Raw genomic sequence first — 15,287 nt, 5'->3', positions numbered from 1 at the left:
ATCCCGACCACCCGCGCGAATGATCGGAGGAGACCGATGCCGATGCCGCCCGCCCGTGAGCCCGCCAGGCCCCGTCGCTCGTTCCTCGTCGCCGGATGCAGCCTCGGGATCGCTTCGGTGGCCCTGGCGGTCGCCGATCCGGGCGATCCCGACCCGATGCGCTTCTCGGACGAGATCCGGGCCTTCGAGGAGGCCGACGAGTCCTCACCGCCGGCCCCCGGCCAGGTCCTGTTCGTCGGCAGTTCCAGCATCAGGCGCTGGGACCTCTCGGGCTCATTCACCCGGCTCGACGCCCTCAACCGAGGATTCGGCGGTTCCCAGCTCTCCGACGTCCTCCACTTCGCGGACCGGGTGATCGGCCCCTATCGCCCCCGGGCGATCGTGCTCTACGCCGGGGACAACGACATCAAGGGCGGCAAAACGGCGGAACGAGTCCGGGAGGACGTCCTTCGCCTGGCCCGACGCATCCGAGAACTGGCCCCGGACGCCCTGGTGCACTTCCTGGCGATCAAGCCCAGTCCCTCCCGGGCGGAATTCTGGCCCGAGATGAGGCGGGCGAACGCGCTGATCGAGCAGGCATCCCGGTCCGACGACCGCCTCAATTACGTCGATGTCGCCACCCCGATGCTCGGTCCCGACGGCGAGATGAGGCCCGAACTCTACGTCGAGGACCGGCTCCACCTCAGCGGGGAGGGGTACGACCTCTGGGCCGACGTGCTCGCACCGCACCTCCGGAAACCCGGCCCTCCTGGAAACGAGCCACGGCCGGCTTCGACCGGAGGATGACACTCGTCGTCACGGCGGGGATGGTGGGGGGTGTGAATCCGATCCGGGAGCGTCAAACCGGGAAGAATTCGACGCCGACCCATTCTCGACGGCCTCGGGCGGACTATCCTTTTAGTTGACGTAGAAGGCGAGGGAGCCCCCAGGGGATGAGGATGTTCCGATGCCGGAAGCTCGGGGCTGCGCCCGCCATGGTCTCGATTTCCCTTGCAATTGGCCCGGCCCGCCACTACATCCACCCTTAGCTCCTGAGACGGATCCGGGCGAGCGACGTTGCTCGCCCCCGAGAGATGAGGGGAGGGTTGGCCCATGAACTTCCACGATCCCGCCGTCTCGGAGACAGGGGATTTCCCCCCCGTGCCGCGCGTCCCGGGCCCGAGGATCCTCGTCTCCTCGGCCGCGGGCACCGACGTGGGCCGGGTCCGGAAGAACAACGAGGACCACTTCCTGGTCTCCCGGCTCCGGCGCGTGGTGGAGGTCGAGTCGACGAACCTCGACCCGTTCCTGATTCCACCAATGCATGAGGAAGTCGGCCACCTCTTCGCGATCGCCGACGGCATGGGGGGGATGGCCTCGGGGGAGGAGGCCAGCCGCCTGGCCATCAGCTCGGGCCTGGAATTGGTCCGGGAGTCCGCCCGCTGGCACCTCGACTTCAGCGACCCGGCCGAGATCGACGACCTGATGACCACCTGCCGTCGCTATATCCGGCAGATCAACCGCCGCGTGTACGAGCACGCCTCAACGAACGCCGCCATGGAGGGGATGGGCACGACGCTGACGGTCGCTTACAGCGTCGGGCTCCGGTTATTCGTCATCCACGTGGGAGACTCCCGGATCTACCTCGCCCACGGCGGCTACCTCCAGCAGTTGACCCGAGATCACACCGTCGCCCAGGATCTCGCGACGACCGGGAAGATCACCCAGGCCGAGGTCAAGTCGCACCGGATGCGGAACGTCCTGACCAACTACATCGGCTCCCCGAGCGACGGGATCGAGGCGGAGCTGCACCGGCTCGACCTCGCCGATGGCGATCGATTGCTGCTCTGCAGCGACGGCCTGACGGACCTGGTCGACGACGCCCGGATCTCCTCCATCCTCGCCGGGGAGTCGGCCCCCCAGGCCGCCTGCGATCGCTTGATCGACTCGGCCTTGCGGGCCGGGGGCCGGGACAACGTGACCGTCATCGTCGCCCATTACCGGGTCGAATGAGGGCCCCCACCGAGATCCCGCGCCCCGGCCGATGTCCGGCCGGGACGCGTCGGATGCCCGGCTCCGGGCGTCATTCCGCCCGGCCGTCCCCGAGGGGAGACGGGGACGGTGAGACGATCGCCAGCTCGGCACACCCGGGGTCGGCCGACTCGGCCGAGAACAGGAGCAACCGGCCGCCGATCGCCGCCATCCGGATCCCACGCCCCCGGATCGGGACGTCCCCGATCACCGTCCTCCAGGCACCCGCCCCGGGGTCATACGCCTCGACCGACCTGGCCGGCTCGAAGTGGGCCGATCCGCCCGTCTCGAAACCCCCGCCGAGATACAGCGTGCCATCCAGAGCGACCAGGTCGGCGAACACCCGGTGCCGACCGGGGGCCGGGATCGATTCCCATTCGCCCGTCTCGAAATCGAAGACGTCGACCGTGTCGACCGGCTCCTGGCCCTCCCCGAGGCCACCGACGAGGTAGTACTTCCCCCCCAGGACCGCACCGGCGAAGGAGCGTCGAGGAGTCGGCAGCCGGTGGCCGGTCGGCTCGAAGGTCGCACCGTCCCGGCCGGCCTCCCACCTGAGGACCTCGGTCGGCATCTCCCGAGGGGCGTCATCCGGCCTCGGGTCGAAGATGCTCCCGCCGAAGATCCAGACGCCCCCTTCGTGCACCGCCGCGCCGAACATGCCCCGGTCGTCGGGGATCCGGGCCGTCTCGATCGACCAACCTTCCCCGTCCGGGTCCAGCCGGAAGACGTCTCCCAGGGTCCGGACCACGTCCCCGTCCTGGCCGATCCCGCCGAGCAGGTAGCCGGTGCCCCGCCTCCCCTGCGGGACCGAGACCAGTTCCCCCGACTGTCGGGCGACGGGAAGTGGGGCGATCGGCTCGGCCGCCGACCCGTCGGGCAGGAGGCGGCTCGCATCCGGTACGAGATTCCCGGCCTCGAACGCGTGAGGATTCCGACTCCGATTTCCCCCGGCGAGCACAATCCGATTCCCGATCACGCCGAAGGCCATCGACCGCATGGCAGATCCCGGAAGCGAGGTGGACCAGGCCACGGGACTGGAACTCCCCTGGCCCCCGGAGATCAGGATCGACTCCACGAATCGGACCGGAACTCCGGCGAAGTTGCCGCCGACGATCAACGCGTCGCCCTCGGTGCCCGGCAGGAGTCGATGGGTGATCCTCGGGACGGCCTGCTCGGCGATCGCCTCCCACGACTCGCCGGATTCGGAGAGCCGGTAGATCGTGCCGTCCCCGCCGCTGGCCAGCAAACGCCCGCCGACGCTGAAGGCCGAGGGGGCGAACCCCTGGATCGGCTCCCCCGGCAACTCCGGCCCGCCCGACCAGGCTCCCGTCGCCGGGTCGAACACGTCCACGTCCCGGACCGTGCCCCCGCCTTCGGTCAGGCCGCCCACCATGTAGAGCTTCCCGTCGTGGGCAGCGACCGCAAGCGCCCTTCGAGGGGCCGGGGGGAGCGAGATCCGTTCCCAGCCGGCAGACGGGTCGCCCAGGTCGAGCCGGAGCGCGTCGTCCAGGAAGTAGGCGTCCGAAGATTCACCCCCGACCATGGCCCAGCCGCCGACCACGTAGAGGTGATCGCCGAGGACCGCCGCGTCGTGGGTCGACCTCGGCTCGGGCATGGGCGGCAGGTCGGCCCACGTCCGGGTCTCCGGGTCGAACCGGGCGACGTCCGCGACCGACACGAGGTCGTGAGGCTCCCCCTCGGCGTTCCGCGCCGACATCCCCCCGACCCGATAGAGTGCCCCATCGTGGGCAACCAGTGCCACCCCCTGGAGGCCCGGGCCGCAGGGCAGTTCCTCCCACGTCGTCCGATCCGACAGGTCGAGTCGGTAGAAGTGCGGATTCGTCGTCCCAGTGTGGTAGCGGTGCGTCGTCCCGGTGTGACCGCTGTAGACGTACAGGTGCCCGCCGAGCACGGCGCCCCCGAAGCTGTTGACCGGCTCGGGGATCGGGGCGAACGGGAGGTCACCCCGCGAGGGGGACGCGGCCGATCGGGCTTCGTCCGGCCGGTCGTCGCCGCCTGGCGTCACGGTCAGGGTGGCGTAATGACGCGTCTCCTCGAAGGATTCGCCGTCCCGCTCCCCGGCCTTCCCGTCCGGCCACTTCGCCAGCAGGGCGGTCTTGCCCTCGGCGACGCCCTCGCATTCGACCACGCCGGAGCCGTCCGAGCGCAGTTCCCGCACCGTCCCGTCTTCGAGGTATGCCTTCACCTCCGACCCGGCGGCCGGACGGCCGTCATACGAGACGAGGACACGGGTCTCGCCCCCCTCGGCCACCAGCCGGACTCGGAGGCCGTCCCCCTCCTCCGGCTCGTCGGCGGGGATCGGGGCGAGCTGCACCCGGGCGGTGTACTGGAGGCGGAACGTCGCCCCGCCCCGGCTCATCACGCCGAGGTCGCAGGCGCCGTCCACCGCCCGGGGCGCCGGCTCTGGCAGTCGGACCAGGAACGTCTCTTCACCGCGTTCCGCGGCGAGTTCCCGGCCGTCGGCGGTGTATTTCGCGTGCTCGATGGACTTCATGAACATCGGCAGGTCGGGGACCGGGGGCTCGCTCAGGAACGCGTGCACGACGGTCGAATCCGGGGCGTGCTCGGCCGTGAGCCAGAGGAAATGGGCGTGGGCCGACGTCCCCAAGAGGAGGACGGCCATCGAGGCCGCGAGGACGATCGACCGGGATGGTCGGGGGTTGCAATTCGGGGGCCGTCTCATGGGGTGTCGTCTCCGTTTCCAACGAGGGTGATCGGGGCGTCATCCGGGGGGGTCGTGGGTACCGACGGCCCGACTTCGGGGGGCTCGACCTCGCCCCGGCCGAGGCGTCGGTAGAAATCCGCCTCGGCCTGCCGATTCGCCCGACGGACATCGTCCGCCTCCCGGAGGGCCCTGGCGTGGCGGGCCGGTTCCTGGTCGGGCGTCGGCGAGAGGTTCGGGGATCGGGGGGTACAGCCCGCGATCAGGCCGAGCGAGGCCGCGAGGAACGCGGCGGTCCGGGGCGTGTTCATGGATGTTCTCGCGGTCTCCGGGGCGGCCTAGGGGCCTTCGATCCCCTCGAAGGCATCTCCCACCGCCTCGGCCTCGGCGGCCCGATTCCGCTGCTCAGCCTGCTCGGCCTCGCCTTTCGCTTGCTCGTAGGCCGCCGGATCCTCGGTGGCGAGGGTCGAGCGGTTCTCGCTCTCCCGTCCGCCGCAGCCGACGAGGGCAGCCGAGAGGATGGCCGCGCCGGCGGCGACGGCGATTCGATCGATCATGGCGATTCGGCTCCGATTCGATCCGAGACGATTCCGATCAATACTGGTCGGCCGAGAGCACCTCGCCCCCGGCGATCGTCGACAAGCCCGTGTAGGTCGCCGGATTGATCGTGTCCTTGATGAACCGGACGCTCCCGTCGCCGAACAGGAAGTTGCCCCCCCCGGGATGGACGCTCCGGAAGTTCGGGAGCGTCTGTCCCGAATCCCGGGGCGGTGGCGACGTGGTGGTGAAGTGGTCGGTCGCCGAGGGATAGCCGCAGTCGTTCAAGGCGTAGAAGGCGCCGAGGCGATCGGTGGTGGTTCCGACCAGCCCCCCGACGATGTATTCCGAGCCCCACGATCGCCGTCGGCCGTAAGCCATGAACATGAGGTTGTCGTAGTGCTGGGCGTCGGCGTAGTCGCGGAGGGGGATGCAGACGCGATTCTCGGCGAAACCCTCGGCGACGAACGGGTTGGATTCGTTGCCGCCGACCCCCTCACCCATCAGCATCGTGTTGTTCAACCCGTCCCGGACCTCGGCGATCCTCGAGAAGACGTCGATGCCCGACATGCCCCGGAGGTTCCGGTTCAGGAACGGCGGGGAGACGTAGTTGTCCGCCCCGCCGCTGAACAGGTAGTCGGTCACCGCCGCCCGGTCGATCGACCAGCCGCCGTAGGCGGCGCCGACTTCGCCCGAGGCCCGGTTCGACGGGCAGAGGAAGAGGCCGACCTGCGTCGCCATCCCGGTCGTCTGGTCCTCGAACGACCAGCCGTAATAACTCCCCAGGCCGGGGGCGAAGACTGACCGGTCGAAATTGAACGCCGAGAACAGGGGGTTCTGCTCGAGATAGGGCAGGATCGAGTGGTAGCCGGTGAAGTTCGCGTAGACCCGGCCGAAGCCGCCGTGGAAGGCCGCCGGGAAGACCTGGTTCGTGCTCTCGTAATTGTGCAGGGCGAGCCCGAGCTGCTTGAGGTTGTTGGTGCACTGGGCCCGCCTCGCCGCCTCCCGGGCCGACTGGACCGCGGGCAGCAGCAGGGCGATCAGCACCCCGATGATCGCGATCACCACCAACAATTCGATCAGCGTGAATGCCGACCGTGTCTCGTTCCGACGCTCGCTCATGATGCCGTCCTCCTCGGGACGATCAAACGGGGCATTTCGGCCCGATCGACCGGCAAGCCGATCGACCCCCAGGCCGGCGCCTCGACCGGGACCGTTCGTGGATGCCCGAGGCCACCCGGCCGATCGACCGGCCGGGGAGGCACGCCGCCGGGGAGTGGTCCCGCAGCCGCCGGTACAACCGGACGGATGCCTCCCCGGCGGGCGTGCCCACCTCCCCGACCCCGGGCGAGCCCGGCGCCGGGGAGATGGCTCGAAGGACGTCATGGCCGGCCGATACCCCCACGCCACGGCCGGGCGGGACCAGCACCCGGGAGCGTGGAATCGAACCGGCGCACGACGTCGAGACTGAGATCACGTATCAGCGACCCGGGACGGCTCCCCCTTCCTGACATCACTCCGGAGATCACCGCCCCGGGCCCGTTCCCGGGGACCTCGGTCGGCGTTTTCCCGGAATCGGAAGGCAAGTTCGTGAGTGGCCGCCCAGTTTCGAAATTGAGACTCAGTCTCAACGACAGCGGTACGATAACCGGTCCCGACCGGGCCTGTCAATCACCGAGTCGCCCGGAATCGGCATGTTCCATCCGGGGATCGATCTCGGCCGGGAGAAAGGACGCTCGCCGACCCGGGCCGGGAAGACGTGACGAGAGATCGGCGGGGATAACCAAGGAGGCCGACGAGGGCTGCCGGGACGGGAGACGCCCGGACGACCCCTCGGTGGTGTCCGGGCCTTACACCCGATAACGGACGACCCCGACGGCCGCGGATCGGCCGTCGGGGTCGTTTCGAGCGGGAGGGGTTGTGGCAGGGACGTTCAGTCGCCCTGGTCCGGATCGGCGTCGTCCTCGGCGTCGGGTTCCGGGTCGCCCGACTCAATCTTGGAGGGGCGATCGTCCTGCTGGCCGAGGGCCCAGCCGAGCCGGTAGGCCGACCGGGCGATCCGGGCGGCCTTGCCGACGTCGGCCTTCTCGACGTCGTCACCGGGCCGGTGGTAGTCGTCGTGCAGGCCGGAGAAGAAGAAGACGATCGGGATGCCCATGCGGGCGAAGTTGTAACTGTCCGTCCGGGCGTAGAACTGGTCGGCGTCGTAGTCCGGCTGCATCCCCTCGGCTTCGAGCGCCTCGACGGCGGCGGGGATGATCGTCGAGTAGTCGGGATGGTCGGGGGACGGGGTGATGCTCACCCGATCGGGGTCGTTGCGGGAGACCATGTCCATGTTGATGTCGGCCACCACTTCGTAGCCCTCGGGCAGGGTCATGTGCTCGCTCCACCACCGGGAACCGAGCAGCCCCTTCTCCTCTCCCGAGACCCACAGGAACGCGACCGACCGCCTCGGCCTGGGCCCCTCGCCGAAGGCCTGGGCGATCTCCAGCAGCGCACTGGTGCCCGAGGCGTTGTCGTCGGAGCCGTTATGGATCTCGTCGCCGACCACGCCGACGTGGTCGTAATGGGCGCTGAAGATGATCACCTCGTCCCTCAGGTCCTCGTCGGCGCCGGGGAAGATGCCGATGACGTTGCGGTCGTCGATCCGCTCCACGTTCGCGGCGAACGCGAAGCGGGCCCGCGCCCCCTCCAGTTCCCTGGGCTCCGACGGGGCTTCGGAGAGGCCGGCGGCCTCATCGATCGCGTCCCGGAGTGCGTCCTCGACGAACAGCAAGGGGGTCGACGAGTCCGGGGAGGACCCGAGCGTCATCGATCGCCGGCCGAACATCCGCAGGGCGAACGGGTTCGACTCGGCGTAGGGTCGGTCGGCCTCCTCGCCGAAGGGGTGGACGACCAGCAAGGCCAGGGCCCCTCGGTCGCGGGCGGCCTGCAACTTCGAGAAGGAGCCCCCCGTCGAGCCCCGACGACCCCTCCCCTCCTCCGGTTCGTCGGCTCCGGAGGCGCCGTCGAGGACGATCACGATGCGGTCCTCAACGTCCACGGCGTCGAAGTCGTTCGGCTCGTCACCCTCCCCGGTCCTGCCGAATCCGGCGAAGACGACCGGGGCCTCGATCTCCCCGGCGGCGATGCTCCGAGGGACCAGGAGGAAGTCCTCGGCGACCTTCCCGGAGACCTCCCGGACGACGCCGTCGTGCTCGAAGCTAAGGGTCAGCTCCGTCCCCTCCAACTCGGGCGTGGTGAATTCCAGGGGGAAGTGGGCGAAATAAGTCGGTTCGCCGTCCTCGACGTCCCCGGAGGGCTCGGCGCCGAACATGAGGAGCCGAGTGGCCAGGTACTCCGAGGCGATCTTGATTTCGGGGCTGGCCGTGTCCCGGCCCCTCATCAGGTCGGAGGCGAGGAAGCTGATGTGTCCGAATAGCTCCGGCTCGGTGATCGTCCCGGCGGCCGGGGCGGTGCCGACGGGCGCGACGGGCTCGCCCGGCGGGCCCCCGGCCAGGGCGGGGATCGCGACGAGCGTCGCCGAGAGGGCCGAGGCGGCCCGGGACAGGTGCGGGGTTCGCATGGGGTCTCGATTGCTCCTGGGGGACGGGATGGTCGTCGGGATGTCGATCGAACCAGGATATCGGTACGGGAGGGCGGTCCGACAGGCCTTCCTCGCCGATCGAGGCATCGGTAAGGGCACGCCCCCGATCGTGGCCGGTTCGGGCCGGGGCGGTTAGGATGGTGGCGTCGACCGCCGGCCTCGCGTCCCGATCGGAGCCCACGTCCCATGCCCGCCAGCTTCGTGATCGACATGGACGGCGTCATCTACCATGGGCACCGGCTGATCCCCGGCGCCCAGGAGTTCGTCACTCGGCTCCGGGACGGCGGGCACCCGTTCCTGTTCCTGACCAACAACAGCCAGTGGACCCCCCGGGACCTCAGGCATCGGCTGGCGTCGATGGGGATCGACGTGGAGGAGTCGGCCTTCCAGACCTCGGCCCTGGCGACGGCCGAGTTCATCCGGACCCAGAGGCCAGGGGGCTCCGCCTTCGTCATCGGCGGGGCGGGGCTGACCAACGCGCTCTACGAGGTCGGCTATCACCTGACCGAACGGGATCCGGACTACGTCGTCGTCGGCGACACCCGGCGATATGACTACGAGACCCTCGAGCACGCCATCCGCCTGATCCTCGGCGGGGCCCGATTCATCGCCACCAACCCCGACCTGACCGGGCCATCGGAGTCGGGGCTCCAGCCCGGCTGCGGCGCGCTGGTCGCGCCGATCGAGCTGGCGACCGGCCGTAAGCCGTACTTCGTCGGCAAGCCGAATCCGCTGATGATGCGGACCGCGCTCCGGAAGCTGGGTTCGCACTCCTCCGAGTCGTTCATGGTCGGCGACCGGATGGACACCGACATCATCGGCGGCACCGAAGCGGGGATGCGGACGATCCTGGTACTCTCCGGGGTCACCAGCCGGGAGGAGATCGACGGCTTCCCCTACCAGCCGACCCACGTCTTCCAGGATGTCGGCGAGATCCCGGTCGACGAACTGGGGTAATCACGCCCATGACGCCGATCCATCCGGACGAGGACGACCCCGATCCCGCGCCTCGGTCGCACCCCCGAGGAGGCTCAGCCGGTCACCCTCGCGCCCGTTAACCTGACGCTCGGGGTCCGCGCTCCGGAGGGGCAGTCAGCGGGGAGGGCGTCGATTGCCCCGAACGATCACGCCGTCCTGCGTCGGGTCTTCCGGCCGGATTGCTCCCGGGACAATCTCGATCGGAGCAGGGCGAGCACGGCCGCCTCCTCGGGCCGGAGGTGCTTCAGGTCGTCGGACAGGGCCCGGTCGGCCCGGCGACGAAGGGCGTCGAGCATCGTGCCGTCGAGGTAGGCGTCGATCACGGCGGGATGCACGTAACATTTGCGGCAGACCGTCGGCGTGTTCCCCAATCGCTCCGCGACCCGCCCGACTGCGCGGACGATGTTACGCTTCGCCTCCGACTCGGAGCTGCACGACTCGCACTCCTGCAGGGCCATCGCCGCCAGGACGGTGCCCGCCCAGGTCCGGAAATCCTTGGCCGTGAAGTCGCGTCCGGTCGCCTCCCGGAGGTAGTCGTTCACGTCGGCCGAGCCGACGTCGACCACCTTGCCGCCCTGGTCGAGGTACTGGAATAGCTCCTGCCCCGGTAGATCCCGACAGCGTCGGATGACCCGGGCGAGTCGGGCGTCGTGCAGGTCGACCTCGTGGGACACCCCGGACTTCCCCCGGAAGGCGAATCGGATCGTGCCACCCTCGAACGAGACGTGGCGATCCCGGAGCGTGGTCAGGCCGTACGAGTGGTTCCGCTCGGCGTAGTCGTCGTTGCCCACCCGGATCAGGCTGACCTCCAGCAGCCGGACGACGACCGCGAGGACCTTCTCCCGGGGTAATCCCCGACGCCGCAGGTCGCGATCGATCCGCGTACGGAGACGGCCGAGCGACGCGCCGAACGCGATCATCCGGGCGTACTTCGTCTCGTCCCGGACCGACCGCCATCTCGGGTGGTAGCGATACTGCTTGCGACCCCTGGCGTCCCGGCCGGTCGCCTGGAGGTGCCCCGAGGGATCGGGGCAGATCCAGACGCCCGTCCAGGCCGGCGGGATGGCGAGCGAGGCGATCCGTCGCATCACCTCGCGGTCCCGGATCGTCCGACCGGCCGGGTCCTCGTAGCGGAACCCCAAGCCGCACCGGACCCGGCGGATCCCCGGCCCGTCGTCCGAGGCGTGCCGGAGCCCCGCCGATTCGGCCGATTCGGCCGATTCGGCACGGACGGGAGATCGGGACTGGACGACGGCTGCTGGCATGTGGAAACGCCTACGCAACCGCCGTGCCGAGTCTCATGGCCCCGGCCGTCAGGCGTCCTGGGGTTCGAACCCGTGCTGCTGCTGGTGGTACGGGCCGTCGAAGGTCTTGGCCGACTTGAACTGCTCGAACCGGCCGTCGCCGGCGACCCGGAGGTGGTCGCGTTCCAAGGCGGCCCGCTCGTCCGGGGTCATGGGGGTGAAGTCCCGGACGATCTCCAGGTTCTGGCGGAGGATCTCGGGCGACTCCATCCCGGAGACCAGGGTGGTGATCGGCAGCGAGAGGACGTAGCGCAAGGCCTGGTCGACCGGCACTCCAGCCTCGGAGACGATCTTCCCGGCGCCGCCGAGGCTCTTCATGCCGATCGGGGCGATCCCCCGCCGGTCCAGCACCGGCAGGACCTCGTTCTGGAAGCTCCGATAGGTGCCGTCCATCACGTTCAGGGGCATCTGGACGCTGTCCCACTCCTCGAAGGGCATGCCGAGCATCTTCAGGTGGATGCGAGGGTCCTTGTGGCCGGTGAAGCCGAGATAGCGGATCTTCCCCTCCTCCCGGGCCTTCAGGGCGACGGAGAGGGCGCCGTCCTCGGCGAAGATCCAGTCGGGGTCGTTGTCGTAGTTGATCTCGTGGAACTGCCAGAGGTCGAGGTGGTCGGTCCGGAGCCGCTGGAGGCTCTGCTCCAGTTGCTCCCGGGCGGTTTTGGCATCCCGGGCGCAGACCTTGGTCATGAGGAAGACTTTGTCCCGGAGCTTCCCCTGTTCCAGGGCCTTACCCATGCGCTCCTCGGAGCCGCCGTCGTGGTAGTCCCAGGCGTTGTCGAGGAAGGTGACCCCCTCGTCGACGGCCATCTGGATGAGCTTGACGTCCTCCGCCTCGCTCAAATTGCGCCCAACGTGGTGGCCGCCGAGACAGATCATGGTCACCAGCTCTTCCGAGTGGCGCCCGAACGGCCTGAGGGGGATGCCGGCGTCGTTCTTCGGCGTGTCCCCGGACTGGGCCGCTCGGACGACCCCGGCGGCCGCCAGGCCGGCGACTCCCGCCTGGAGGAACCCTCGGCGGCTGGTAGACGACTCGGCCGGTTTCTGATGCATGGTGCGTTCCTGGTCCGGGTTGTACGATGCGGGTCGAGACGCGGGCGGGCCCGAGGAAGGGCCGATGCGGGTCGCACGTCCCGATCCTGTCAGCCCATCACGACCTTTGCAAGGTGGATGCCGATGATTGCGGCATGCCCATTGCATCTGGGCTCCTCGTGGAACCCCGGGCACCGAGGACACCCCGTCTCGACGTCGGGCTCGGCCGGGACGAGGGGGCGATCCGAGTGGGATCGCCCCAGCCCTGAGTGAACTCCGCGAACAGGAACCGACCGATGGCAGACGAGATGAACCGACCCGACACCACCGACATCATGGCCGTGAAGAGCCGGGTGAGCTGGCAGGCGATCTTCGCCGGGGCGATGGTGGCGGTCACCTTCTACGTGGTCCTGATGCTCCTGGGCGTGGCCCTGCTGGGCGAGGCGGTCGCCCGCAACGCCGACGGCTCCAGCATCGGTTTCGGCGGCGCGATCTACACCGCGCTCACGCTGCTGATCTCCTTCTTCTTCGGCGGCTGGGCCACGAGCCGACTGGCCGTGGGGGAGAGTAAGCTGGAGGCCGTCCTCTACGGCCTGATCCTCTGGGGCCTGCTGTTCATCGGCCTGTTCGGCCTGCTCGCGTCCGGCGTCCGGGCCGGCTTCAGCGGCATGATCGGCGGCGCGACCGGCGCCTACGCCGAGGCCGCCCCCGCCGGCACCGGGACCAACGTGGATCGGATGACCAGCCTGATGGAGCGCGCCGGCCTCGGCGAGGAGCAGGTCGCCCAGGTCCGCACCTTCGCCGAGGATCCCGAGAACCAGATCACCCGGGAGCAGGTCGTCCAGGTCTCCCGGGAGGCCGCCTGGTGGTCGCTGCTCGGCGTGGTCGTCTCGCTGACGTCCGTGATCTTCGGCTCGCTGGTCGGCTCCGGCGAGCTGCCCGTGCCGGTGCCGGTCATCGGGGTTCGTCGCACGACGGTCATCCGCCGTTCGTGAGCCCCGGCCGCCCCGCCGTGCATTCGTCCGTCGCCGAGCCCCGACGCCTGGGGCTCGGCGATGATCCGATGACCAGGATCGAACCTCGACCGCCCCCCCCCATCGTCACCTCGACGCCCCGAGGGCCCTTCCCGTGGCCGAACGCTACGTCCGCGTCCGGATGAATCATCCGGTGATCATCACGATGATGATCCTGGCGATCATCGCCTTCATGTATTTCGCCGCCGAGGTGCTCCGGCCCCTGGCGCTCGCCCTCCTGTTGAGCCTGGTGCTGGCCCCGGTCGTCGCCTGGCTGGAGCGACGAGGGCTGCCGAGGGTCCTCGCGGTGGTGCTGACGGTCCTGCTCACGCTCGGGAGCCTGGGCGGCGTCGGATTCGTGGTCATCCAGCAGCTCGGCCAGCTGGCGAACGACCTGACCGAGAACCGCTCGGAAATCGAGCGGAAGATCTCCGACGTCGTCGACAAGGGCCAGCCCTCGACCCTCGGCAAGCTCGAAGACATGGCCGCCGACGTCTCGCGGTCGATCATGGAGGGAGGCGGGGAGGCCGACGAGGGGGAGGTGGAGGAGGTCTCGCTCGCCGAATCCCCCGAGCCGCCGGGCGTCGTCGGCCCGACCCGGTCGGGGCCGTTCGCCCCGACCGGGCCGGGGGATACCGAGTCCACGGTCTACCAGGTGGAGGTCGTCGACCGCCCGACGATCCAGGATCGCTTCAGCACCGCGGTCGGCCCGCTGATGGAGCCGGCCGCGATCTTCTCGGTCGTCCTGGTGCTCACGGCCTTCATGCTCATCACCCGGGACGACCTCTTCGGCCGGATCATCCAGGTCATCGGCGTCGGCCACATCAGCCTGACGACACGGACCTTCAGCGAGGCCGCGGAGCGGATCAGCAAGTACCTGACGACGTTCTCCTCCTTCAACGCCCTCTGCGGCGTGTTCCTCGGCACCGGGCTCTGGCTGATCGGCGTGCCGTATGCCGTCCTCTGGGGGTTCCTCGTCTTCGTCCTGAGGTTCATCCCCTACGTCGGCCCCTGGACGGCCTTCGTGCTGCCCCTGGGCTACTCGATCGTCTTCAGCGAGGGCTGGCGGGACCCGATCCTCGTGGCGGTGCTGTTCATCACCTTCGAGGCGTTCTCCGAATACGTCCTGGAGCCGATCCTCTACGGCCGGACGACCGGGATCACGGCCGTCGGCCTGCTGATCTCGGCGATGTTCTGGACCTGGCTCTGGGGGGCGCCGGGGCTGCTGCTCTCCACCCCGCTGACGGTCTGCCTGGCGGTGCTGGGCAAGTACGTGCCGGGCCTCCGGTTCTTCGCCACGATGCTCGGCGAGGACGTGGTCCTGGAACGCAATGCGCAGTTCTACCAGCGGCTGCTCGCCCGGGACTCGGACGGCGCCCTGGAGGTCGTCGAGGAGGCGCTGGACGAAGGCCTGCCGATCGAGCAAGCCTTCGACGACATCCTCATCCCCGCCCTCTCCCGGGCCGAGGGCGACCTGGCCCGGGGGGTGATCGAGGAAGGGGATCAGTCGTTCGTCTGGCACGTCACCCGGACGATCCTCGACGAGCTGGACACTCGATCCTCGGAAGGGCCGGAGGCCGGCAAGGCCCGTCCGGGGTCGGCCGGGGAGTTCAAGGTCGTCGGCGTCGCCAGCAGCGACGCGGCCGACGCGATGGTCCTCCGCATGGTCGCCCTCGCCCTGCGGCCGAGCGGCGTCTCGATCGAGATCGTCACGTCCAGCTCGACCCCGCTGGAGGCATCGGAACAGGTGGCCCAGGGGGAGGCCGAAATCGTCCTCCTCTCGCACCTCCCCCCGGTCGGCCTGACCTCGGCCCGGTACCTGGTGAAGCGGCTCAAGGCCCTCTTCCCCGACGTCCCCATCTGGGCCGGCCGCTGGGGCGGCTCGGGCGGGGAGAAGGCGAGGACCCGCCTGACCGGCATGGGAGCCGACCGGGTCGTCTTCAGCGTCGCCGAGGTCACCTCCAACCTCCCCGAGGCCCTCAAGCTCGCCCAGGGCGGCAAGGCCCGGCCCAGGAAGGCCGGCGCCTCCAGGTGATCCGGAGGGCGATCGGACGCCCTCCCCGGGGGCCGGGACCGGGCGACCCCTCGGCCCTGGCCGGAATCGCGACCGCCCCGACCCGGCCGGGTGCGCGAAGTCGACGCCGATC

General features: G+C 69.7%; 12 protein-coding genes. 5 read left to right on the top strand and 7 right to left on the bottom strand.

All coding sequences use genetic code 11. From position 1 onward, the window contains the following. Positions 1-36 precede the first annotated feature (36 nt). Positions 37-786, top strand: coding sequence for a GDSL-type esterase/lipase family protein (locus ElP_RS06240; protein WP_145267802.1), 750 nt, complete (start codon positions 37-39; stop codon positions 784-786). A 306-nt stretch (positions 787-1,092) separates the two neighbouring features. After that, entirely contained in the window at positions 1,093-1,992 is a 900-nt protein-coding gene (locus tag ElP_RS06235; protein ID WP_145267801.1) for a PP2C family protein-serine/threonine phosphatase, read from the top strand. 70 nt (positions 1,993-2,062) lie between these two features. Here the strand turns inward: ElP_RS06235 and ElP_RS06230 are convergent, their stop codons facing one another. The 5 genes from ElP_RS06230 to ElP_RS06210 form a co-directional block, all read right to left on the bottom strand. Continuing rightward, entirely contained in the window at positions 2,063-4,714 is a 2,652-nt protein-coding gene (locus tag ElP_RS06230) for a kelch repeat-containing protein (RefSeq protein WP_145267800.1), read from the bottom strand. After that, positions 4,711-5,004, bottom strand: a complete 294-nt coding sequence (locus ElP_RS06225; protein ID WP_145267799.1) for a hypothetical protein — start codon at positions 5,002-5,004, stop codon at positions 4,711-4,713. The genes ElP_RS06230 and ElP_RS06225 overlap by 4 nt, the downstream gene beginning before the upstream one ends. Before the next feature lie 27 nt (positions 5,005-5,031). Continuing rightward, a complete protein-coding gene (locus ElP_RS06220) occupies positions 5,032-5,250 on the bottom strand; it encodes a hypothetical protein (protein WP_145267798.1) in 219 nt (72 codons plus the stop codon). Positions 5,251-5,287: 37 nt separating this feature from the next. After that, positions 5,288-6,352, bottom strand: a complete 1,065-nt coding sequence (locus ElP_RS06215) for a DUF1559 domain-containing protein (RefSeq protein ID WP_145267797.1) — start codon at positions 6,350-6,352, stop codon at positions 5,288-5,290. A gap of 811 nt (positions 6,353-7,163) precedes the next feature. After that, on the bottom strand, positions 7,164-8,795 hold the full coding sequence (locus ElP_RS06210) for a M20/M25/M40 family metallo-hydrolase (RefSeq protein WP_197446752.1): 1,632 nt from the start codon (positions 8,793-8,795) through the stop codon (positions 7,164-7,166). A gap of 207 nt (positions 8,796-9,002) precedes the next feature. On the opposite strand from ElP_RS06210, the gene ElP_RS06205 reads away from it, so the two are divergent. Further along, positions 9,003-9,773: an HAD-IIA family hydrolase gene (locus ElP_RS06205; protein WP_145267795.1), complete on the top strand. Its 771-nt coding sequence runs from the start codon at positions 9,003-9,005 to the stop codon at positions 9,771-9,773. Positions 9,774-9,940: 167 nt separating this feature from the next. On the opposite strand, the gene ElP_RS06200 is transcribed toward ElP_RS06205, so the two are convergent. Both ElP_RS06200 and ElP_RS06195 read right to left on the bottom strand, forming a co-directional pair. Then, positions 9,941-11,059, bottom strand: coding sequence for a DNA topoisomerase IB (locus ElP_RS06200; protein ID WP_145267794.1), 1,119 nt, complete (start codon positions 11,057-11,059; stop codon positions 9,941-9,943). Between the two features lie 48 nt (positions 11,060-11,107). Continuing rightward, positions 11,108-12,148: an aldo/keto reductase gene (locus tag ElP_RS06195; protein WP_145267793.1), complete on the bottom strand. Its 1,041-nt coding sequence runs from the start codon at positions 12,146-12,148 to the stop codon at positions 11,108-11,110. Positions 12,149-12,435: 287 nt separating this feature from the next. Between ElP_RS06195 and ElP_RS06190 the strand changes: the two genes are divergently transcribed. Both ElP_RS06190 and ElP_RS06185 read left to right on the top strand, forming a co-directional pair. Next, complete coding sequence (locus tag ElP_RS06190; RefSeq protein WP_231749511.1) at positions 12,436-13,122, top strand: hypothetical protein; 687 nt, start codon at positions 12,436-12,438, stop codon at positions 13,120-13,122. Positions 13,123-13,255: 133 nt separating this feature from the next. Beyond that, on the top strand, positions 13,256-15,175 hold the full coding sequence (locus ElP_RS06185; protein WP_145267791.1) for an AI-2E family transporter: 1,920 nt from the start codon (positions 13,256-13,258) through the stop codon (positions 15,173-15,175). Positions 15,176-15,287 lie beyond the last annotated feature (112 nt).

The sequence above is a fragment of the Tautonia plasticadhaerens genome (genome assembly GCF_007752535.1).
Classification (GTDB): Bacteria; Planctomycetota; Planctomycetia; order Isosphaerales; family Isosphaeraceae; genus Tautonia; species Tautonia plasticadhaerens.
The sequence above is the reverse complement of the archived record's forward strand: the minus strand, read 5'-3'. Positions and strand labels throughout refer to the sequence as shown.

Excerpts from the sequence above, each read along its gene's own strand:
- ElP_RS06205 (WP_145267795.1), top strand. The coding sequence starts at position 9,003 with ATGCCCGCCAGCTTCGTGATCGACATGGACGGCGTCATCTACCATGGG.
- ElP_RS06220 (WP_145267798.1), bottom strand. The coding sequence starts at position 5,250 with ATGATCGATCGAATCGCCGTCGCCGCCGGCGCGGCCATCCTCTCGGCT.
- ElP_RS06190 (WP_231749511.1), top strand. The coding sequence starts at position 12,436 with ATGAACCGACCCGACACCACCGACATCATGGCCGTGAAGAGCCGGGTG.
- ElP_RS06215 (WP_145267797.1), bottom strand. The coding sequence starts at position 6,352 with ATGAGCGAGCGTCGGAACGAGACACGGTCGGCATTCACGCTGATCGAA.
- ElP_RS06235 (WP_145267801.1), top strand. The coding sequence starts at position 1,093 with ATGAACTTCCACGATCCCGCCGTCTCGGAGACAGGGGATTTCCCCCCC.
- ElP_RS06230 (WP_145267800.1), bottom strand. The coding sequence starts at position 4,714 with ATGAGACGGCCCCCGAATTGCAACCCCCGACCATCCCGGTCGATCGTC.
- ElP_RS06210 (WP_197446752.1), bottom strand. The coding sequence starts at position 8,795 with ATGCGAACCCCGCACCTGTCCCGGGCCGCCTCGGCCCTCTCGGCGACG.
- ElP_RS06195 (WP_145267793.1), bottom strand. The coding sequence starts at position 12,148 with ATGCATCAGAAACCGGCCGAGTCGTCTACCAGCCGCCGAGGGTTCCTC.
- ElP_RS06225 (WP_145267799.1), bottom strand. The coding sequence starts at position 5,004 with ATGAACACGCCCCGGACCGCCGCGTTCCTCGCGGCCTCGCTCGGCCTG.
- ElP_RS06200 (WP_145267794.1), bottom strand. The coding sequence starts at position 11,059 with ATGCCAGCAGCCGTCGTCCAGTCCCGATCTCCCGTCCGTGCCGAATCG.
- ElP_RS06240 (WP_145267802.1), top strand. The coding sequence starts at position 37 with ATGCCGATGCCGCCCGCCCGTGAGCCCGCCAGGCCCCGTCGCTCGTTC.